General features: G+C 61.1%; 17 protein-coding genes. 5 read left to right on the forward strand and 12 right to left on the reverse strand.

Translation table 11 applies throughout. The features are described from left to right. Window positions 1-229: 229 nt before the first annotated feature. The 7 genes from GIV35_RS08840 to GIV35_RS08870 form a co-directional block, all read right to left on the reverse strand. Window positions 230-1129, reverse strand: coding sequence for a response regulator (locus GIV35_RS08840; RefSeq protein WP_014720514.1), 900 nt, complete (start codon window positions 1127-1129; stop codon window positions 230-232). A gap of 164 nt (window positions 1130-1293) precedes the next feature. After that, the gene (phoU, locus tag GIV35_RS08845) at window positions 1294-2055 is read right to left on the reverse strand and encodes a phosphate signaling complex protein PhoU (RefSeq protein ID WP_034129125.1); all 762 of its coding nucleotides are present in this window, start codon (window positions 2053-2055) and stop codon (window positions 1294-1296) included. 70 nt (window positions 2056-2125) lie between these two features. After that, entirely contained in the window at window positions 2126-2959 is an 834-nt protein-coding gene (gene pstB, locus GIV35_RS08850) for a phosphate ABC transporter ATP-binding protein PstB (RefSeq protein WP_003195626.1), read from the reverse strand. Between the two features lie 177 nt (window positions 2960-3136). Then, on the reverse strand, window positions 3137-4807 hold the full coding sequence (gene pstA, locus GIV35_RS08855) for a phosphate ABC transporter permease PstA (protein WP_034129126.1): 1671 nt from the start codon (window positions 4805-4807) through the stop codon (window positions 3137-3139). A 15-nt stretch (window positions 4808-4822) separates the two neighbouring features. After that, entirely contained in the window at window positions 4823-6856 is a 2034-nt protein-coding gene (locus GIV35_RS08860) for an ABC transporter permease subunit (RefSeq protein WP_177430957.1), read from the reverse strand. Window positions 6857-7340: 484 nt separating this feature from the next. Beyond that, a complete protein-coding gene (locus GIV35_RS08865) occupies window positions 7341-8327 on the reverse strand; it encodes a phosphate ABC transporter substrate-binding protein PstS (protein WP_003195633.1) in 987 nt (328 codons plus the stop codon). A gap of 119 nt (window positions 8328-8446) precedes the next feature. After that, entirely contained in the window at window positions 8447-9736 is a 1290-nt protein-coding gene (locus GIV35_RS08870; RefSeq protein ID WP_034129128.1) for an MFS transporter, read from the reverse strand. A 406-nt stretch (window positions 9737-10142) separates the two neighbouring features. Here GIV35_RS08870 and GIV35_RS08875 point away from each other — a divergent pair, with 406 nt between their 5' ends. Beyond that, window positions 10143-10547, forward strand: a complete 405-nt coding sequence (locus tag GIV35_RS08875) for an acyl-CoA thioesterase (protein WP_003176975.1) — start codon at window positions 10143-10145, stop codon at window positions 10545-10547. Between the two features lie 58 nt (window positions 10548-10605). Then, window positions 10606-11505 carry a D-hexose-6-phosphate mutarotase gene (locus GIV35_RS08880; protein WP_223022930.1) on the forward strand — a complete coding sequence of 300 codons (900 nt, stop codon included), beginning with the start codon at window positions 10606-10608 and terminating at the stop codon, window positions 11503-11505. Between the two features lie 115 nt (window positions 11506-11620). Here the strand turns inward: GIV35_RS08880 and GIV35_RS08885 are convergent, their stop codons facing one another. The 5 genes from GIV35_RS08885 to GIV35_RS08905 form a co-directional block, all read right to left on the reverse strand. Then, complete coding sequence (locus GIV35_RS08885) at window positions 11621-12157, reverse strand: DUF3299 domain-containing protein (RefSeq protein ID WP_003195640.1); 537 nt, start codon at window positions 12155-12157, stop codon at window positions 11621-11623. Between the two features lie 77 nt (window positions 12158-12234). Continuing rightward, the gene (locus tag GIV35_RS08890) at window positions 12235-12480 is read right to left on the reverse strand and encodes a GlsB/YeaQ/YmgE family stress response membrane protein (protein WP_005792540.1); all 246 of its coding nucleotides are present in this window, start codon (window positions 12478-12480) and stop codon (window positions 12235-12237) included. A gap of 106 nt (window positions 12481-12586) precedes the next feature. Continuing rightward, window positions 12587-13672, reverse strand: coding sequence for a 5-(carboxyamino)imidazole ribonucleotide synthase (locus tag GIV35_RS08895; RefSeq protein ID WP_105228993.1), 1086 nt, complete (start codon window positions 13670-13672; stop codon window positions 12587-12589). Between the two features lie 11 nt (window positions 13673-13683). Further along, the gene (gene purE / locus GIV35_RS08900; RefSeq protein ID WP_003195648.1) at window positions 13684-14175 is read right to left on the reverse strand and encodes a 5-(carboxyamino)imidazole ribonucleotide mutase; all 492 of its coding nucleotides are present in this window, start codon (window positions 14173-14175) and stop codon (window positions 13684-13686) included. Between the two features lie 301 nt (window positions 14176-14476). After that, complete coding sequence (locus tag GIV35_RS08905) at window positions 14477-15385, reverse strand: LysR substrate-binding domain-containing protein (RefSeq protein WP_161903649.1); 909 nt, start codon at window positions 15383-15385, stop codon at window positions 14477-14479. 181 nt (window positions 15386-15566) lie between these two features. Between GIV35_RS08905 and aspA the strand changes: the two genes are divergently transcribed. The 3 genes from aspA to GIV35_RS08920 all read left to right on the forward strand — a co-directional run bounded on the left by aspA (window position 15567) and on the right by GIV35_RS08920 (window position 19883). Continuing rightward, window positions 15567-16991 carry an aspartate ammonia-lyase gene (gene aspA, locus GIV35_RS08910; RefSeq protein ID WP_003195657.1) on the forward strand — a complete coding sequence of 475 codons (1425 nt, stop codon included), beginning with the start codon at window positions 15567-15569 and terminating at the stop codon, window positions 16989-16991. A gap of 392 nt (window positions 16992-17383) precedes the next feature. Beyond that, window positions 17384-18829 (forward strand): alanine/glycine:cation symporter family protein, encoded by a 1446-nt coding sequence (locus GIV35_RS08915; protein ID WP_034129133.1) that lies wholly within the window; start codon window positions 17384-17386, stop codon window positions 18827-18829. A 76-nt stretch (window positions 18830-18905) separates the two neighbouring features. Beyond that, window positions 18906-19883, forward strand: a complete 978-nt coding sequence (locus tag GIV35_RS08920) for an asparaginase (protein ID WP_236264484.1) — start codon at window positions 18906-18908, stop codon at window positions 19881-19883. The last annotated feature ends 92 nt before the right edge of the window (window positions 19884-19975 follow it).

The raw sequence follows: 19975 nt of genomic DNA on the forward strand, positions 1-19975 counted from the left end.
CAAGCACCATGCTTGCAGCGTTGAGTTTGACCTCACTGGAATAGGACTTTCGCATCATCTGTACACCTCAGGTTTGGGCGCCATCATAGCGCCCTATTGATGTGTCCAATTTCATTAGGCCAGATCAGCTTGCCCGCGATAGCGGTGGGTCAGCCAGCGCATTGTTGACTGATAGATTGCTATCGCGGGCAAGCCCGCTCCCACATGGACTAAGCGTCGCCTTGAAGGGTTACGCACCCGGCACGAAATGCTTCTGCGCCGTGCCACGGGCGATCAGGCGGGATATGTAGTCCAGCTTCTGCGCATCCTGGTCGATAAAGCGGAAAGTCAGTTGCAACCAGTCGCTGTCGGGCTTGGGCTCGTAGGCGACGATGGCGTGCAGGTAGCCGTTGAGCCGTGCGACTTCGGCGTTGTCGCCCTGTTCAAGGTCGAGCACGGCGCTTTCCAGTACTTGTGGCAGGACCTCGCCACGCTTTACCACCAGCAACGCTTCCTTGATGCTCAGGGCCTTGATCACGCATTGCTGGGTGCCGCTTGCGAGGCGCAACTGGCCCTGACCGCGACTGCCTGCCGGCGCCGCTGCTGCGGGGGCCTTGACTGGCGGTGTATTGAGCAAACCTTTGCTGGGCGCCGCCACCGGGGCCGGCTTGACCGCTTCGGGTTTGCCGCCGGTCAGGGCGCTCAGGGAGTCGTTGCCAAAGGCTGAGTTCATCTTGGTCGGCGCGCTGGCAATCAGCGCATCGAGGCGACCGATCTTGTGCAGGGCCTGCTTGACCTTGTTGAGCAACTGCTCGTTGGTGAACGGCTTGCTGACATAGCCGGAAACGCCCGCCTGAATCGCCTGCACCACGTTTTCCTTGTCGCCACGGCTGGTCACCATGACGAACGGCATGGCCTTCAAGTGCGCTTGCTCGCGGCACCAGGTCAACAGCTCAATGCCGGACATTTCCGGCATTTCCCAGTCACACAGCACCAGGTCGAAGGTTTCGCGCATGAGGATGGATTGCGCCTTTTTGCCGTTCACCGCATCTTCGATCTTGATCCCGGGGAAGTAATTACGCAGGCACTTCTTCACCAGGTCGCGAATAAACGAGGCGTCATCCACCACCAACACACTGACTTTACTCATCGACCCTTCATCCTATAAAAACGTCTGCAAAACGCCTGACTGATGGCATTTTGCCAAAACTCGCGGGTCACAGAAGGACTTTATGGCGCCTGCTGTGCAAAAAATTCAGATGCCGCAAACAAAAACGCCCGGCCAGAGGCCGGGCGTTAATTTCTCGGGCAACCTTACTTATCGTCAGATTCGCCCGGAACATTAGGGATTAGATCAGCAGTGCCTTCAACTTCGGCCTTCATGCGCTTTAGGCCCATGTGCCGGACGTCGGTGCCGCGCACCAGATAAATCACCAATTCCGAGATATTGCGCGCGTGGTCGCCGATACGCTCCAGGGAGCGCAGCACCCAGATAATGTTCAAGACCCGCGAGATCGAACGCGGATCTTCCATCATGTAGGTGGCCAACTCGCGCAGCGCGGTCTTGTATTCGCGGTCGATGATCTTGTCGTACTGCGCCACCGACAATGCCAGCTCGGCGTCAAAGCGGGCGAAGGCGTCGAGGGCATCGCGCACCATGTTGCGCACCTGGTCGCCGATATGGCGCACCTCCACGTAACCACGAGGGGCTTCACCCTCTTCGCACAGCTGGATGGCGCGGCGGGCAATCTTGGTGGCTTCGTCGCCGATGCGTTCCAGGTCGATCACCGACTTGGAAATGCTGATGATCAAACGCAGGTCCGAGGCCGCTGGCTGGCGGCGGGCAAGAATGCGCAGGCACTCTTCGTCGATATTGCGTTCCATTTGGTTGATCTGCTCGTCAATCTCACGCACCTGCTGAGCCAGGCCCGAGTCGGCCTCGATCAGCGCGGTGACCGCATCATTGACTTGCTTTTCCACCAGCCCGCCCATCGCCAGGAGGTGGCTGCGCACTTCCTCAAGCTCGGCATTGAACTGCGCGGAGATGTGGTGGGTAAGGCCTTCTTTGCTAATCATGTTGGCGTCCTTGGAGCGTCCGGTAAGGTGCGGAGAACCGCAGCGTCAGTGCAATCAGAACCACAGCTTCCTAGCCGTAGCGACCGGTGATGTAATCTTCGGTCTGCTTCTTCGCCGGATTGGTGAACAGGGTGTCGGTGTCGCCGAACTCCACCAGCTTGCCCATGTACATGAACGCGGTGTAGTCGGAAACCCGCGCCGCCTGTTGCATGTTGTGGGTCACGATGACGATGGTGAACTTGGACTTGAGCTCGTAGATCAGCTCTTCGACTTTCAAGGTGGAAATCGGGTCGAGCGCCGAGCACGGTTCGTCGAGCAACAACACTTCCGGCTCTACGGCGATGGTACGGGCGATCACCAGGCGCTGCTGCTGGCCGCCGGACAAGCCGAGTGCCGATTCGTGCAGGCGGTCCTTGACCTCGTCCCACAATGCCGCGCCCTTGAGCGCCCACTCAACCGCTTCGTCGAGGATGCGTTTCTTGTTGATGCCCTGGATACGCAGGCCGTAGACCACGTTTTCGTAGATGGTCTTGGGGAACGGGTTGGGCTTCTGGAACACCATGCCCACGCGGCGACGCAGCTCGGCCACGTCTTCGCCCTTGCGGTAGATATTGGTGCCGTAGAGGTTGATTGCACCTTCTACACGGCAACCGTCCACCAGGTCATTCATGCGGTTGAAGGTACGCAGCAACGTGGACTTGCCGCAGCCCGACGGGCCGATGAAGGCGGTCACGCGTTGCTTGGGGATGTTCATGCTGACATCGAACAGCGCCTGCTTGTCGCCGTAGTACAGGCTCAGGCCGGGGACTTCGATGGCCACGGTTTCCTGGGCCAGGCTCAGGCTCTGCTTGTCGCGACCCAGGGCAGACATGTTGATGCCGTGGGATTGGGTTTCGTGTTGCATGGGATGCTCCCTGTGCTACCAATTCATTTCGTTGAACCGCCGGGGCGGCTTACTCAAATTCTGTGCCTGACGCCGAGCCCTGTGGGAGCTGGCTTGCCTGCGATGCGGGCGGCGCGGTATTGCAGTAACACCGCGGTGATGCCATCGCAGGCAAGCCAGCTCCCACATTGAATCGCATTAGCTGTCCAGCGCTTTGTATTTTTCGCGCAGGTGGTTACGAATCCACACTGCCGACAGGTTGAGCGTGGCGATCACCAGTACCAGCAGCAAGGCGGTGGCGTACACCAACGGCCGTGCGGCCTCGACGTTGGGGCTCTGGAAGCCGACGTCATAAATATGGAAGCCCAGGTGCATGATCTTCTGATCCAGGTGCAGGTATGGGTAGTTGCCATCCAGTGGCAGCGACGGCGCCAGCTTCACTACACCCACCAGCATCAGCGGTGCCACCTCACCCGCGGCGCGCGCCACGGCGAGGATCATGCCTGTCATCATTGCCGGGCTGGCCATCGGCAGCACGATCTTCCACAGCGTTTCCGCCTTGGTCGCGCCGAGTGCCAGGGAGCCTTCACGCACGGTGCGAGGAATCCGCGCCAAGCCTTCTTCGGTGGCCACGATCACCACAGGCACCGCCAGCAGCGCCAGGGTCAGCGAAGCCCAGAGCAACCCCGGCGTACCGAAGGTCGGCGCAGGCAGCGCTTCAGCGAAGAACAGACGGTCGACCGAGCCCCCCAGTACATACACGAAGAAGCCCAGGCCGAACACGCCGTAGACGATGGCCGGTACGCCGGCCAGGTTGTTCACGGCGATGCGGATGATGCGCGTCAAGGTGTTCTGCTTGGCGTACTCACGCAGGTACACCGCGGCCAGTACGCCAAACGGGGTCACGATCATTGCCATGATCAGGGTCATCATCACGGTGCCGAAGATAGCCGGGAAGATCCCGCCTTCGGTGTTGGCTTCCCGTGGGTCATCGCTGAGGAATTCCCAGACCTTGCTGAAGTAGAAGCCGATTTTGGTCATCGTGCCCATGGCGTTCGGCTGGTAGGCGTGCACCACTTTGCCGATGCCGATTTCCACTTCCTTACCGTTGCCGTCACGCGCCGTCAGGGCGTCGCGGTTGAACTGTGCATGCAGGTCGGCCAGGCGCGCTTCGATGTCCTGGTAACGGGCGTTCAGCTCGGCGCGGTCGGCGTCCATGTCGGCCTGGGCGGCAGCGTCGAGCTTGCCTTCCAGTTCCAGTTTGCGACCGTGCAGGCGGATGCGCTCCAGCCCGGCGTTGATCGCGCCGATATCGGTTTTTTCCAGGCTCTTGAGCTGAGCTGCCAGCTTGTTCACGCGGTCCACGCGGGCTTGCAGCTCCGGCCACGCGGCCTCGCCTTCGGCAATCACCTTGCCGTCCTGCTTGACGTTGACCAGGGTGCCGTAGAAGTTGCCCCACTCACGACGCTCGATGGCCATCAGGTTCGCAGGCTTGGTCTGGTCCTTCAGCCACTCACCGACAATCCAGGTGAAGTCGTTGCCGTTCAGGTCGCGGTTGCCGACCTTGATCAGCTCACGGGTCATGAATTCCGGGCCTTGGTCCGGCACCGGCAGGCCCGCGCTTTTCAGGCGCTCACGCGGCACTTCTTCTTTCTGCACCACTTCGCCGATCACGATGTGGTTGGCCTGGCCTGGCACGTTGTAGTTGGCCTGGATCAGGTCGGCCGGCCAGAAATGGCCCAGGCCCCGCACCGCAATCACAGCCAGCAAACCAATGGTCATGATGACCGCGATGGACACCGCGCCACCGCTAATCCAGACGCCGGGGGCGCCGCTCTTGAACCATCCATTCAGGGAGTTCTGTTTCACAGACTTCTACCTTTCTTAAAGCGACGAGTATTTCTTGCGCAGACGCTGACGAATCAGCTCGGCGAGGGTGTTCATGATGAAGGTGAACAACAGCAGCACCAGCGCCGAGAGGAACAGCACGCGGTAATGACTGCCGCCCACTTCCGACTCGGGCATCTCCACCGCAACGTTGGCCGCCAGGGTGCGCAGGCCCTCGAACAGGTTCATCTCCATCACCGGGGTGTTACCGGTGGCCATCAGCACGATCATGGTCTCGCCCACGGCGCGGCCCATGCCGATCATCAGCGCCGAGAAGATGCCCGGGCTGGCGGTGAGGATGACCACGCGGGTCATGGTCTGCCACGGCGTGGCGCCCAGGGCAAGGGAGCCCAGTGTCAGGCCGCGTGGCACGCTGAACACGGCGTCTTCGGCGATGGAGTAGATGTTCGGGATCACCGCAAAACCCATGGCCAGGCCGACCACCAACGCGTTGCGCTGGTCGTAGGTAATGCCCAGATCGTGGGAGATCCACATGCGCATGTCACCGCCGAAGAACCAGGTTTCCAGGTACGGGCTCATGTATAGCGAGAGCCAGCCCACCAACAGGATCACCGGAATCAGGATCGCGCTTTCCCAACCATCGGGAACGCGCAGGCGGATCGACTCAGGCAAGCGGCTGAAGACAAAGCCGGCGACCAGGATGCCAATCGGCAACAGCATCAACAGGCTGAAAATGCCCGGCAGGTGCCCTTCCACATACGGCGCCAGGAACAGGCCGGCGAAGAATCCGAGGATCACCGTCGGCATGGCTTCCATCAGCTCGATCACCGGCTTGACCTTGCGGCGCAGGCTCGGCGCCATGAAGTAAGCGGTGTAGATCGCTGCAGCAACCGCCAGTGGCGCCGCCAGCAACATGGCGTAGAACGCGGCCTTCAAGGTACCGAAGGTCAGCGGGGCCAGGCTCATCTTGGGTTCGAAGTCAGTGTTGGCGGCCGTGGATTGCCAGACGTATTTAGGCTCGTCGTAGTTCTCGTACCAGACCTTGCTCCACAACGCGCTCCACGACACTTCCGGGTGCGGGTTGTCGAGCAACAACGGTTGCAGCTTGCCACCCGCCTCGACGATCACACGGTTGGCCCGTGGCGACATGCCGAACAGGCCCTGGCCATCGACCACCGGGTCCACCAGCAAGGTGCGATGGGCGGTGCTGTGGAACACGCCGAACTGGCCAGCAGCATCCAGGGCGGTGAAGCCTTTGCGGCGCTCTTCAGCGCTGATTTCGACGATGGGCGCGGTGCCCATCTGGAAGGTGCGGATCTGCTTCAGGCGCTGTTCGCCATCGGGGTCGCGGGCCATGAACCACTGGGCCAGGCCGCCTTTGGAGTTACCCAGGATCAGCGAGATGCCGCCGACCAACTGGGTGCTGGCGGTGATTTCCGTGTCGGCGTCTTCCAGCAGTTTGTAGCGACCGTTGAGGCTCTTGTCGCGCAGGCTGAACACGTCGGCCAGGGCACGGCCGTTGATCACATACAACCACTGCTGGCGTGGGTCGATGAAGATCGCCTTCACCGGCTCGGTCATCTGCGGCAGCTCGACGCGCTTCTGCTCGCTGGTGACTTCACCGGTCATCATGTTTTCTTCGCGGCTCAGGGTCAGCACGTTCAAGTGCGAACCGGCGGAACCTGCCACCACCAGGGAGGTGTCGGTGGCGTTGAGCGCAACGTGTTCCAGCGGGCGACCGGCGTCATCCAGTACGATCGGCGTTTCGCCGTAGGGGTACTCGATAGCTGGGGTGATGGTTTTGTTGCCGTCCGGGTACGACACCTTATAGGTGTGGCGGAACACCAAAGACTGGCCATTGGACAAACCGAGAATCACCAGCGGGCTGCCCGGCTGATCTTCACCAATGGAAGCAACGCTGGTACCGGCCGGAATCGGCAGGTCGACACGCTTGAGCTCGGCACCGGTGTCCACGGCAAAGAACAGCGCCTGGCCCTTGTCGGAAACCCGCATGGCGACCTGGTTCTGTTCTTCGAGGGAGATCATCAACGGCTTGCCGGCGTCCTGCATCCAAGCGGGCGTCAACGCGTCTTCCTTGCTCAACGAGGCGCCCTGGAACAATGGCGCAACCACATAGGCGAGGAAGAAGAAGATCAGGGTAATGGCGGCCAGCACGGCGAGGCCGCCGACCAGCACATACCAACGGGTGAAGCGATCCTTGAGCGCGCGGATGCGGCGCTTGCGTTGCAGCTCAGGCGTATTGAAATCAATGCGCTTGGGAGGGGAAGTCGTCGTCATGGTGGAATTGGCCAGATCATTCATGCGCACACCCTAGCGATCCTGTATGACAGAAAGATGACAGTGCAGTGACGCAACAAATCCGCCGCGAAGCAGGGCTGGCAGCGGATAAAAAATTAGGGATGCAGACTGCTTATGTGGGAGCGGGCTTGCCCGCGATGGCATCAACACGATTTCAACGCTAAACCGCGTCGCCAGCATCGCGGGCAAGCCCGCTCCCACAGAAAAGCATGCGTCTACATCAGGTATCGCAGGCTTAGTTGCCTTCTTTCAGACCCAGGTCAGCCAGGGCCTTGGCGGCGACTTTGGCTGGCAGCGGGATGTAGCCGTCTTTGACCACTACTTCCTGGCCCTGCTTGGACAGCACCAGTTTCACGAACTCAGCTTCCAGCGGCGCCAGTGGCTTGTTCGGGGCTTTGTTGACATACACGTAGAGGAAACGCGACAGCGGATACTTGCCGTTCAGGGCGTTTTCTTCGGAGTCTTCGATGTAGTCAGTGCTGCCTTTCTTGGCCAGTGGCACGGTCTTCACGCTGGCGGTCTTGTAGCCGATGCCCGAGTAACCGATGCCGTTCAGCGAGGAGCTGATCGACTGCACGACCGACGCCGAGCCCGGTTGTTCGTTCACGTTTGGCTTGTAGTCGCCTTTGCACAGGGCTTCTTCCTTGAAGTAGCCGTAGGTGCCGGATACCGAGTTACGCCCGAACAGTTGCACTGGCTTGTTGGCCAGGTCGCCGGTCACGCCCAGGTCACCCCAGGTTTTCACATCGGCTTTGGCGCCGCACAGACGCGTCGACGAGAAGATCGCATCGACCTGTTCCATGGTCAGGTGCTGGATCGGGTTGTCCTTGTGCACAAATACCGCCAGGGCATCCACGGCAACCGGGATAGCGGTTGGCTTGTAGCCATACTTCTGCTCGAAGGCCGCCAGTTCGGTGTCCTTCATCTTGCGGCTCATCGGGCCCAGGTTGGAGGTGCCTTCAGTCAACGCAGGTGGCGCAGTGGCAGAGCCGGCAGCTTGAATCTGGATGTTGACGTTCGGGTATTCCTTTTTGTAACCCTCGGCCCACAGGGTCATCAGGTTAGCCAGGGTATCGGAACCGACGCTGGACAGGTTGCCCGACACACCAGTGGTCTTGACGTAAGCCGGGATTGCCGGATCAACACCAGCGGCCACCGCGTTGGCGGTCGCAACGCCAGCAGCGACAAAAGTCATTGCCGCCATCAAACGTTTCAGTTTCATGCCTTGCTCCTAGCAGATAGGGATAATTGGATCGGGGCCAAGTATCGGCAGGCCGTGTGAACACTCTATGTCTGAAATATGACAATTAGATGAAAGGCCACTATCTGAATGCGCAGGCTTCAGCGGCCGCGTTTCCACAGATACCCACCCACCAACATCCCCATCACACACAGGACGGCCACATAGTAAGCCGGGCCCATCGGGCTCTCCTTCATCAGCAGCGACACCGCCAAGGGCGTCAACCCGCCGAACACGGCATAAGCAACGTTGTAGGAGAACGACAGACCGCTGAAGCGCACCACCGGCGGGAAGGCTTTGACCATCACGTAGGGCACCACGCCGATGGTGCCGACAAACAGACCCGTCAAGGCATACAACGGGAACAGCCAGTCCGGGTGGGCCATCAGGCTGTGATACAGCGTCCAGGAAGTCGCCAGCAGCAGTGCGCAACCTGTGACCAGCACGCGACCGGCGCCAAAACGGTCGGCCAGCGCACCCGAGGCGATGCAACCCAGGCTCAGGGTCACGATGGCCAGGCTATTGGCCTGCAGTGCCACAGTGGGGCTGAAGTGATAGATAGTTTGCAGCACGGTCGGGGTCATCAGGATGACTACCACCACGCCGGCCGACAATAGCCAGGTCAGCAGCATCGACAGCACAATGGCGCCACGGTGATCGCGCAACACGGCGCGCAAGGGCAGTTCAGCGGCCAGGCTCTTGCGTTGCTGCATCTCGGCGAAGATCGGGGTTTCATGCAGCCAACGACGCAGGTACACCGACAGCAGGCCGAATACGCCGCCGAGCAGGAAAGGAATCCGCCAGGCGTAATCAGAGACCTGTTCCGGTGTATAGGCGCTATTGATGGCGGTAGCCACCAACGAGCCCAGCAGAATACCGGCGGTGAGGCCGCTGGTCAGGGTGCCGCAGGCGTAGCCGATGTGGCGCGGCGGGACGTGCTCGGAGACGAACACCCAGGCGCCCGGTACTTCGCCGCCAATCGCCGCGCCCTGGATGATGCGCATCAGTAGCAACAGGACCGGCGCCCACAGGCCGATCTGCGCGTAGGTGGGCAGCAGCCCCATGATCAGGGTGGGTACGGCCATCATGAAAATGCTCAGGGTGAACATCTTCTTGCGCCCCAGCAGGTCACCAAAGTGCGCCATGATGATGCCGCCCAAGGGGCGCGCCAGGTAGCCGGCGGCGAAGATGCCGAAGGTCTGCATCATGCGCAGCCATTCGGGCATGTCCACAGGGAAGAACAGTTTCCCGACCACGGTGGCGAAAAACACAAAGATGATGAAGTCGTAGAACTCCAGCGCTCCACCCAGGGCAGACAGCGACAGGGTTTTGTAGTCGTTGCGGGTCAGCGGGCGCGAGGGTTGCGCACTGCTTGCAGGCACGGAGGACATGGCAAGGCTTCTCTTATAGTAATCATCGTAAAGGACAGCACGCCCGTGACTTGCGGCGGGTTTGGCAAGATAGCAAATCGCCTGAAAAAGCACAGCGCCAGGAGCACAGTTGCGCGCAAAAGCCCCGATACAGCGTCTATTTACCGACCAAATGAGCGTCGGGAGGTCGTCGTGGCGCCAGGGTCTCGATATACTCGCCGGTGCAAGCGCCAGACCCGCTGTCTTGAGGGGCTGCTGTGCCAAAACGTTGTTGGGTGCCATCCAGCCGGTTTGGCAGAGTTTCCCTTTAGTTCGCCTTACGAGAAACGCATCGAGCGGTGTATGTTGGTGCTGAAACGTTTTTCTAAGAAGACGGCTATCCACTTGAAATACCCATGAAGCGTCACGGGTCAGAGGCACCCTCGGCATGATCGAACTCGAACAAGAAGATCCTATCCCGCAAGGCGATCTCGCCCTGCAAATCACCGCGCTCCCGCGTGAAACCAACGGTTTTGGCGATATCTTCGGCGGCTGGCTGGTCGCGCAGATGGACCTCGCCGGCACGGCAATGGCCAGCAAGGTCGCCGGTGGGCGCGTGGCCACCGTGGCCATTGATCGCATGGCGTTCCTGGTGCCGGTGGCCGTGGGTGCGCAGCTTTCCTTCTATACCCAGGCCCTGGAAATCGGCCGCAGCTCGATCCAGATGATGGTCGAAGTGTGGAGCGACGATCCGTTGTCCAGCGAATGGCGCAAGGTGACCGAAGCCGTATTCGTGTTCGTCGCCATCGATGGCAGCGGCCGCACGCGCTCGGTACCGTCACGGGCGCGTTAAACCTCGCCGGGTTTTAACGGTCAATTGCCCCATTGCCTGCCACTAAGAGAGCTTTGTTATGCCTACGCCCCACGTTGAGACGGTAAAAATCGACGAGCTGGACTGCTGGCGCATCCGCCACAACGGCGCCGAGCTGATGGTGGCCCAACAGGGTGCGCATATCTTCAGTTACCAGCGCGAGGGCGAACAGCCACTGATCTGGCCGAACCCTGAGGCAGTGTTCAAGCAGGGCAAAGGCATTCGTACTGGCGTACCGGTGTGCTGGCCGTGGTTCGGGGTGTTCGACCGCAACCCGCAAAGCGTCAAAGCCATGCGCCAGAGTGATCAGCCTGCCGGCGCCCACGGTTTTGTGCGCACCGCCCGCTGGGAACTGGCCACCACCGAACTCGACGGCCAGACGCTGCGAGTGGACCTGGTATTGCCGGTGCCGGCTGGCGGCTTTCCAAGCTGGCCCCATCAGGTAGACCTGACGCTGAGCCTGCTGTTGGATGACCAACTGCACATCCGCCTGACCAGCCACAACCGCGGCGCCGACACCGTGACCCTCAGCCAGGCATTGCACACCTACTTCGCCGTGAGCGATGTGCGCAAGGTGCAGGTCGAGGGCCTGGATGGCGTGGCCTACATCGACACCGCTGACGGGTGGGCCGAGAAACAGCAAGCCGGGCTGCTGCACTTCAGCGCCGAAACAGACCGCATTTACCTGAATACGCCCGCCCAGTTGAACATCGTCGATAACGATTGGCAGCGCTGTATCCAGCTCACCAGCGAAGGCTCGAAATCCACCGTGGTCTGGAACCCCTGGACCGAACGCGCCAAGGCTTTCGACGATATGGCCGATGACGGCTGGCAGGGTATGTTGTGCATCGAGACGGCCAACGTGCTGGACGATGTGGTGAGCCTGGCGCCCGGCGAAAGCCACACTCTAGGCGTGAGCATCACGGCACTGGCCTTGTAAACCCAATCCAATGTGGGAGCTGGCTTGCCTGCGATGCAGGCAACTGGGTGTATCAGGAACACCGAGACGTTGCTATCGCAGGCAAGCCAGCTCCCACAGGGTTATGCTCTGAGCTTTAGAGGTCAGACTCCTTCACCACCCGCACCTTCCCGGCCTCCAGCGCATACGCTGCATCGGCCAAGTCATTGTTGACCTTCTCCACCTTCAACGTGCCCGTGACCCACAGCGGCGTGTAGATATCATCCAGCTTCAACCCCTTGGGATAGCGCACCAGCACCAGTTGATTAGGCGGCGGTGGCGGCACATGTATGCAGGCGCCCGGGTAAGGCACCAGGAAGAACAACGTGCTGCGGCCCTTGGCGTCCGTTTCAAGCGGCACCGGATAGCCGCCAATGCGGATATTCTTGCCGTTCATGGCCGCTACGGTCTTGGTGGAATACATCACCGCAGGCAGGCCCTTGCTCTGCTTCAAGCCACCCTTTTCGGTGAACGTGCCTTGAGCTTCGGGGGAGTTGTGGTCGATCTCGGGCATGGCTTCGAGAGCTTTCTGATCCGACAGCGGCATCAGGTCGAGCCAGTCGGTTTCCGGCAGTTCGCCAGCGTGCGCCAGGCCAGAGCCCAGCAGAAGAAGCGTTAACAGAAGACGGCGCATGGAGAGGCTCGGCAAATACAAGTGCCGAGCATTCTAGCCCTCTGCGCCTGCGCAGCGCAGAGGACTTTGTCGGCTGATTACTTCTTTTTGATCAGGCCGTAGATCACCAGCAACACGATGGCACCCACCAGCGCGCCGATGAAACCTGCGCCCTGGCCTGCCTGGTAGATTCCCAGGGCCTGACCGCCGTAGGTCGCGGCCAGGGAACCGGCGATACCCAGCAGGATGGTCATGATCCAGCCCATGCTGTCGTCGCCAGGCTTGAGGAAGCGCGCCAGCAGGCCGACGATCAAGCCGATAAAGATGGTTCCGATGATACCCATGGCATTTCCCTCTGAATTGGTATGAGTCATGCCAAAGCCTAGTCAGGCTTTGGCATCCTGCAATCAGAGAGACGGCGAGCCCTAATGGTTCCCGCCGTGGCCAGGCTTATTGTTCGGCGATCAGTGCTTCAACCTTGAGAATCTGCGCCTGCAGCGTCGCACGGTCCTTGCAACGCAGGTTGGCGTGGCCGACCTTTCGCCCGGCCTTGAAGGCCTTGCCGTAGTGATGCACGTGGCAATCGTCGATCGCCATCACACGCTCCACCGGCGGTACAGAGCCGATGAAGTTGAGCATGGCGCTCTCGCCGACCTTGGCCGTGGAGCCCAACGGCAAGCCCGCCACCGCCCGCAGGTGGTTTTCGAACTGGCTGCACTCGGCGCCTTCGGTGGTCCAGTGCCCGGAGTTGTGCACGCGCGGGGCGATTTCGTTGGCCTTGAGGCCACCGTCGACTTCAAAGAACTCGAACGCCATCACGCCGACATAATCCAGTTGCTTGAGGACGCGGCTGGAATAATCTTCGGCCAGGGCCTGCAACGGGTGGTCGGTGCTAGCCACGGAGAGCTTGAGGATGCCGCTGTCGTGGGTGTTGTGCACCAACGGGTAGAAGCGGGTTTCACCGTCACGGGCACGCACGGCGATCAGCGAGACTTCACCGGTGAACGGCACGAAGCCTTCCAGCAGGCAGGCGACGCTGCCCAGCTCGGCAAAGGTACCGACTACATCGTCGGCGGTGCGCAGGACTTTCTGGCCCTTGCCGTCGTAGCCCAGGGTGCGGGTTTTCAACACCGCCGGCAGGCCGATGCTGGCGACCGCAGCGTCCAGATCCGCCTGGGACTGGATATCGGCGAAGGCCGGGGTCGGAATGCCCAGGTCCTTGAACATGCTCTTTTCGAACCAGCGGTCGCGAGCGATGCGCAAGGCTTCGGCGCTCGGGTACACCGGCACGAACTGCGACAGGAAGGCCACGGTTTCGGCCGGGACGCTTTCGAATTCGAAGGTCACCAGGTCGACTTCATCGGCCAGTTGGCGCAGGTGGTCCGGGTCGCTGTAGTCAGCGCGCAGGTGTTCACCCAGGGCCGCAGCGCAGGCGTCCGGCGCCGGGTCCAGGAAAGCGAAGTTCATCCCCAGCGGCGTACCCGCCAAAGCCAGCATGCGGCCCAGTTGGCCGCCACCGATTACACCGATTTTCATCGTCAACAACCTCAGGCGATGCGTGGGTCTGGATTGTCCAGCACGCTGTCTGTCTGCTCAGCACGGAATTTTTTCAGCACCGCATGAAACTGCGGGTGCTTGGCGCCCAGGATGCTGGCGGACAGCAAGGCTGCGTTGATCGCGCCGGCCTTGCCGATTGCCAGGGTTGCCACCGGAATGCCAGCCGGCATCTGCACGATGGACAACAGCGAATCCACGCCCGAGAGCATCGACGACTGCACCGGCACGCCAAGCACGGGCAGGTGAGTCTTGGCCGCACACATGCCAGGCAAGTGCGCCGCGCCGCCGGCACCGGCGATGATCACCTCGATGCCACGGGATTCTGCTTCATCGGCATACTGGAACAGCAAATCCGGGGTGCGGTGGGCGGAGACCACCTTCACTTCGTACGGAATGCCGAGTTTTTCCAGCATATCGGCGGTGTGGCTAAGGGTGGACCAATCGGACTTGGAGCCCATGATCACGCCAACCAATGCACTCATCGTCGTGCCTCTTCTCTCTGGGCGCCCGCAGGCGCGTCAAAAAACAACAAGCCACGCGGGAAATCCAGCGTGGCTTGGTGTACGAATTAAGGCCGGTTTGGACCGGCCGAAGGCCGCGCAGTATACCGTAATAATCCAGATAAACAGCCCCTGGGATGACCATCTGTCTAGCGGCGCAAAGTGGCGGTTTTATTGACTTAAGAGTCAGCGAATACACCACGAAATCCTGTGGGAGCTGGCTTGCCTGCGATAGCAGTAGATCAGTGCAAAATAGGTTGGCTGACACACCGCCGCGCTGGGCTCAAGCGCCTTGCGCGGCCCCACCTTCCAGCTTGCGCCACAACAACCGCACATTCGCCTTGCGCACCAACGCGCAGCGATACAAGCGAATCTCCAGCGGCACATGCCATTGCGGCCCGCCGCACACCACCAGTTCGCCGCGCGCCAACTCTGCACGTACGCTCAACTGCGGTACCCAGGCGATCCCCAAGCCTTCGAGCGCCATGCTCTTGAGGCTGTCGGCCATGGCGGTTTCATAGATGGTAGTAAAGCGCAGAGCCCTCTGGCGCAGCAGCAAATTCACCGAGCGGCCAAGGAACGCGCCGGCGCTGTAGGCCAGCAGCGGCACGCTGCCCTCGCCCTCCAGGTCGAACAGCGGCTTGCCCTCGGCATCGGCGGCGCACACCGGGAGCATTTCGGTGTTGCCCAGATGCAGCGACGGGAAAATCTCGGCGTCCATTTGCATCGCCGCGTCCGGGTCGTAGAACGCCAGCATCAGGTCGCAACCGCCTTCGCGCAGGGCGTGCACGGCGTCGCCGACGTTGGTGGCGACCAGCCGCGTGGCGATATTCAAGCCCTCGTTGCGCAACTGCGCGATCCACCGCGGGAAGAACCCCAAGGCCAGGGAGTGGGCGGCCGCCACTTGCATGACTTCGCCCTGCCCGCCTTCCAAGTGATGCAAATGGCGCAGGACTTCACCGAGCTGTTCGACCACGGTGCGCGCCGTCACCAGGAACAACTGCCCCGCCGCCGTCAACTCCACCGGCGTACGCGAACGGTTGACCAGCGTCAGCCCCAACGCGGCTTCCAGGCTGCGGATACGCCGACTGAACGCCGGCTGGGTGACAAAGCGCCGCTCAGCCGCCTGGGAAAAACTACGCGTCGCCGCCAGGGCGCTGAAGTCTTCCAACCACTTGCTCTCAAGGTTCATCACTGCCTCCCACGGAATGCACCATTTTGGCACACACGCCCGCCAAGATAACCGGGTCACATCCACATTATGCCGTTTGTGCATAGGCCAGTGTTTAACAGCATTGGCCCAAAAAGTTCTACAAGCCTAGCATTCGCAGCGTTCCGGCCAGTTCCGGGTCCATATTGAGATGATTTCCGTCATGTCCTCTGCTGCATCATTCCGTACCGAAAAAGACCTGCTTGGCGTACTCGAAGTACCGGCTCAAGCGTATTACGGCATCCAGACCCTGCGAGCGGTGAATAACTTCCGCCTCTCGGGCGTTCCGATTTCGCATTACCCGAAATTGGTGGTCGGTCTGGCAATGGTCAAGCAAGCGGCCGCTGACGCCAACCGCGAGTTGGGCCAGCTCAGCGAAGCCAAGCACGCTGCCATCAGCGAAGCCTGTGCTCGTCTGATCCGCGGCGATTTCCACGAAGAGTTCGTGGTGGACATGATTCAAGGCGGCGCCGGCACTTCAACCAACATGAATGCCAACGAAGTCATCGCCAACATCGCGCTGGAGGCCATGGGTCACCAGAAGGGCGAATACCAGTACCTGCACCCCAACAACGACGTGAACATGGCGCAGTCGACCAACGATGCCTACCCGACCGCGATCCGCCTGGGTCTGCTGCTGGGCCATGACGCGCTGCTGGCCAGCCTCGACAGCCTGATCCAGGCGTTCGCCGCCAAAGGCGCCGAGTTCAGCCATGTGTTGAAAATGGGCCGCACCCAGTTGCAAGACGCCGTGCCGATGACCCTCGGCCAGGAATTCCGCGCCTTCGCCACTACCCTGGGTGAAGACCTGGCCCGCCTGAAAACCCTGGCGCCAGAGCTGCTGACCGAAGTAAACCTGGGCGGCACCGCGATCGGTACCGGCATCAACGCCGACCCGCGCTACCAGGCCCTGGCCGTACAACGCCTGGCCACCATCAGCGGCCAGCCGCTGGTACCGGCGGCCGACTTGATCGAAGCCACCTCCGACATGGGCGCCTTTGTACTGTTCTCCGGCATGCTCAAGCGTACTGCCGTGAAGCTGTCGAAGATCTGCAACGACCTGCGCCTGCTGTCCAGTGGCCCACGCACCGGCATCAACGAGATCAACCTGCCGGCTCGCCAGCCAGGCAGCTCGATCATGCCCGGCAAGGTCAACCCGGTGATTCCGGAAGCGGTTAACCAGGTGGCATTCCAGGTCATCGGTAACGACCTGGCCCTGACCATGGCAGCCGAAGGCGGCCAACTGCAGTTGAACGTGATGGAACCGCTGATCGCTTTCAAGATCTTCGACTCGATCCGCCTGCTGCAACGCGCCATGGACATGCTGCGCGAGCACTGCATCGTCGGCATCACCGCCAACGAAGCGCGCTGCCGCGAACTGGTGGAACACTCCATCGGCCTGGTCACCGCGCTGAACCCGTACATCGGCTATGAAAACGCCACCCGCATTGCGCGTATCGCTCTTGAAAGCGGGCGCGGCGTGCTGGAACTGGTGCGTGAAGAAGGCTTGCTCGACGACGCCATGCTCGACGACATCCTGCGCCCGGAAAACATGATCGCTCCACGCTTGGTCCCGCTGAAGGCCTAAGCGTTTGTTGCACCGCTCACCAGGTTGAGGGACTAGACACCTCTCACCTTTTGAGGGCCTGAAGGCTCGTTCTTCAGGCCCTTTTTTTTGCCTTGAGGTTGCTCCATGACGCCCATAAAAAATCTAATATCGCACCGCAAACCTTCCTCCCCTTCCGCGAGCGCGCTGAAACCTTTAATCGCCCCGTGCAGACGGATCACGCTCGCCTAGGTATAGTGCCGCCCCTCTTCGCGTCTGCGGCTGTCGGTAACGAGGCCCGGGAACCACGCGAAAGCGCATGAATAACAACACCCGCAAAAGGATGGGGATCGAGCGTCGTGCACTGCCTGGTGCCGAGCGATGCGTCGGACCGTCCTGCGTTTGCCATCAGAAAAATCAGCGAGGAACACTCCATGCTCGAAGTCATCAACGACTTCCTCTCAGGGAAAGTACTGATCGTGCTCATAGTCGGGCTCGGCGGTTATTTCACGATCCGCTCGCGTTTCGTTCAATTGCGTCACTTTTTCCACATGTTCTCGGTGTTTAAAGACAGCCTCAAGAGCAGCGCCGGCCAACTCAGCTCGTTCCAGGCGCTGATGCTCAGCCTGGCCGGCCGCGTGGGTGCCGGTAATATCGCCGGTGTCGGCATTGCCGTGACGTTGGGTGGCCCGGGTGCCGTGTTCTGGATGTGGGTCACCGCGCTGGTGGGCATGTCTTCGAGCTTTATCGAGTGCTCCCTCGGCCAGTTGTACAAGCGCACCGACGCGGAAGGCACCTACCGTGGCGGCCCGGCGTATTACATCCAGCACGGCCTGCACAAGCGCTGGCTGGGGATGGTCATGGCGTTCCTGCTGCTGGTGACCTTCGGCTTTGCCTTCAACGGCCTGCAAGCCCACGCTGTCACCCACTCGCTGAACAACGCCTTCGGCCTCGACACCACTTACACCGGCCTCGCGCTGGCGGTGTTGCTGGGCCTGGTGTTCATCGGCGGGATCAAGCGTATTGCCTCGATCGCCGACCTGCTGGTGCCGGTCAAGACCCTGGTCTACATCGCCGTGACCCTGTACGTGATCGTGCTGCAATTCGACCACGTACCGGCCATGCTGGCGACCATCGTCAAGAGCGCGTTCGGCCTCGACCAAGCCTTCGGCGGCCTGGTGGGCAGCGCGATCATCATGGGTGTAAAGCGCGGCGTGTTCGCCAACGAAGCAGGCCTGGGCAGTGCGCCTAACGTGGCGGCAGTGGCGTCGGTAGAGCACCCTATCGCCCAAGGCGTGGTGCAAGCGTTCAGCGTGTTCCTCGACACCTTCGTGATCTGCACCTGTACTGCGTTGCTGATCCTGCTTTCCGGTTTCTACACCCCAGGTTTTGAAGGCGACGGCATTGCCCTGACCCAGAACTCCCTGGCGGCGGTAGTGGGTGACTGGGGCCGCATGTTCATCTCGGTGGCCCTGGCGTTGTTCGTGTTCACGTCGATCATGTACAACTACTATCTGGGCGAGAGCAACCTGCGCTTCCTGGTCGGCAACAACCGCAAGGTGCTGATGGGTTATCGCGCTTTGGTGCTGGTGCTGATTTTCTGGGGCTCCATCGAGAACCTGAGCACGGTGTTCGCCTTCGCCGACATCACCATGACCATGCTCGCGTTCGTCAACCTGTTCGCCCTGGCGTTCCTGTTCAAGATTGCCATGCGCATCCTCAACGACTACGACAACCAGCGCGCGGCGGGTATCAAGACCCCGGTGTTCGATTCCAGTCAGTTCCCCGACCTGGACCTGGACCGCAAGGCCTGGCCGGCCAACCCGGTGAAAACCGAAGCGGCCCCGGCAGCGGAACTGAGCGCTCAAGCGCAACGTTAATCACGGCTAGATGACACGCCGCCCGGCCTTGGGCATGCTCTGGGCCCGGCGGCGTTTTTCGTTCAGGAGATTTTCGATGCAATCAGCTAATAACGTGATGGTGCTCTATACCGGCGGCACCATTGGCATGCAGGCCAGCGCCAATGGCCTGGCGCCCGCTTCAGGTTTTGAAGCGCGTATGCGCGCACAGCTTGCCGACGCGCCCGTGCCCGCGTGGCGCTTCAAGGAAATGTCGCCACTGATCGACAGTGCCAATATGAACCCCGCCTACTGGCAGCGCCTGCGTACCGCCGTGGTTGAAGCAGTGGACGACGGCTGCGATGCGGTGCTGATCCTGCACGGCACTGACACCCTGGCCTACAGCGCGGCGGCGATGACCTTTCAATTGCTGGGCTTGCCGGCACCCGTGGTGTTCACCGGCTCCATGCTGCCGGCCGGCGTGCCGGACAGCGATGCCTGGGAAAACGTCAGCGGCGCGTTGTCCACACTCGATAATGGCTTGGCGCCAGGTGTGCATCTGTACTTCCACGGTGCATTGATGGCGCCGACGCATTGCGCAAAGATCCGCAGTTTTGGACGCAATCCGTTTGCGGCCTTGCAGCGCCAGAATGACTTCGCCCGTGCCGAGTACCTGCCCGCCGCGCTGGATTATCGTCAGCCCAAAGCCTTGGCAAACGTCGGCGTGCTGCCGCTGGTCCCAGGTATCGGCGCAGCGCAGTTGGACGCAATGATCGACAGCGGCATCCAGGCCCTGGTGCTGGAGTGTTTCGGCAGCGGCACCGGGCCAAGCGACAACCCGCAATTCCTCGCAAGCTTGCAGCGTGCGCAGGGTCAGGGTGTGGTCGTAGTCGCCATTACTCAATGCCATGAGGGCGGTGTGGAACTGGACGTCTATGAAGCCGGCAGCCGCTTGCACAGCGTCGGCGTATTGTCTGGCGGCGGCATGACGCGCGAAGCGGCGTTTGGCAAGTTGCACGCCTTGCTCGGTGCAGGTCTTGCCAATGACGAAGTACGGCGTCTGGTGGAACTGGACTTAGGCACCGAACCAAGCTGAACCCGCACAGCCACGCTACATAACCACCGCCAGCCCTGTCCTGCCCCTTTCTAGCATGGAACCCCCGAGCACACGCGCGGGTTACTTCCATC

It is taken from the genome of Pseudomonas sp. PA-1-6B, assembly GCF_021609545.1.
GTDB lineage: Bacteria > Pseudomonadota > Gammaproteobacteria > Pseudomonadales > Pseudomonadaceae > Aquipseudomonas > Aquipseudomonas fluorescens_BV.

What these genes read in the sequence shown, in the direction of transcription:
- phoU (WP_034129125.1), bottom strand. Translation starts at nt 2,055, where the DNA reads ATGATTAGCAAAGAAGGCCTTACCCACCACATCTCCGCGCAGTTCAAT.
- GIV35_RS08895 (WP_105228993.1), bottom strand. Translation starts at nt 13,672, where the DNA reads ATGAAAATCGGTGTAATCGGTGGCGGCCAACTGGGCCGCATGCTGGCT.
- pstB (WP_003195626.1), bottom strand. Translation starts at nt 2,959, where the DNA reads ATGCAACACGAAACCCAATCCCACGGCATCAACATGTCTGCCCTGGGT.
- GIV35_RS08870 (WP_034129128.1), bottom strand. Translation starts at nt 9,736, where the DNA reads ATGTCCTCCGTGCCTGCAAGCAGTGCGCAACCCTCGCGCCCGCTGACC.
- GIV35_RS08890 (WP_005792540.1), bottom strand. Translation starts at nt 12,480, where the DNA reads ATGGGTATCATCGGAACCATCTTTATCGGCTTGATCGTCGGCCTGCTG.
- GIV35_RS08915 (WP_034129133.1), top strand. Translation starts at nt 17,384, where the DNA reads ATGCTCGAAGTCATCAACGACTTCCTCTCAGGGAAAGTACTGATCGTG.
- purE (WP_003195648.1), bottom strand. Translation starts at nt 14,175, where the DNA reads ATGAGTGCATTGGTTGGCGTGATCATGGGCTCCAAGTCCGATTGGTCC.
- GIV35_RS08880 (WP_223022930.1), top strand. Translation starts at nt 10,606, where the DNA reads ATGCCTACGCCCCACGTTGAGACGGTAAAAATCGACGAGCTGGACTGC.
- GIV35_RS08875 (WP_003176975.1), top strand. Translation starts at nt 10,143, where the DNA reads ATGATCGAACTCGAACAAGAAGATCCTATCCCGCAAGGCGATCTCGCC.
- GIV35_RS08905 (WP_161903649.1), bottom strand. Translation starts at nt 15,385, where the DNA reads ATGAACCTTGAGAGCAAGTGGTTGGAAGACTTCAGCGCCCTGGCGGCG.
- GIV35_RS08865 (WP_003195633.1), bottom strand. Translation starts at nt 8,327, where the DNA reads ATGAAACTGAAACGTTTGATGGCGGCAATGACTTTTGTCGCTGCTGGC.
- GIV35_RS08920 (WP_236264484.1), top strand. Translation starts at nt 18,906, where the DNA reads ATGCAATCAGCTAATAACGTGATGGTGCTCTATACCGGCGGCACCATT.
- GIV35_RS08840 (WP_014720514.1), bottom strand. Translation starts at nt 1,129, where the DNA reads ATGAGTAAAGTCAGTGTGTTGGTGGTGGATGACGCCTCGTTTATTCGC.
- GIV35_RS08885 (WP_003195640.1), bottom strand. Translation starts at nt 12,157, where the DNA reads ATGCGCCGTCTTCTGTTAACGCTTCTTCTGCTGGGCTCTGGCCTGGCG.
- aspA (WP_003195657.1), top strand. Translation starts at nt 15,567, where the DNA reads ATGTCCTCTGCTGCATCATTCCGTACCGAAAAAGACCTGCTTGGCGTA.
- GIV35_RS08860 (WP_177430957.1), bottom strand. Translation starts at nt 6,856, where the DNA reads ATGCAGGACGCCGGCAAGCCGTTGATGATCTCCCTCGAAGAACAGAAC.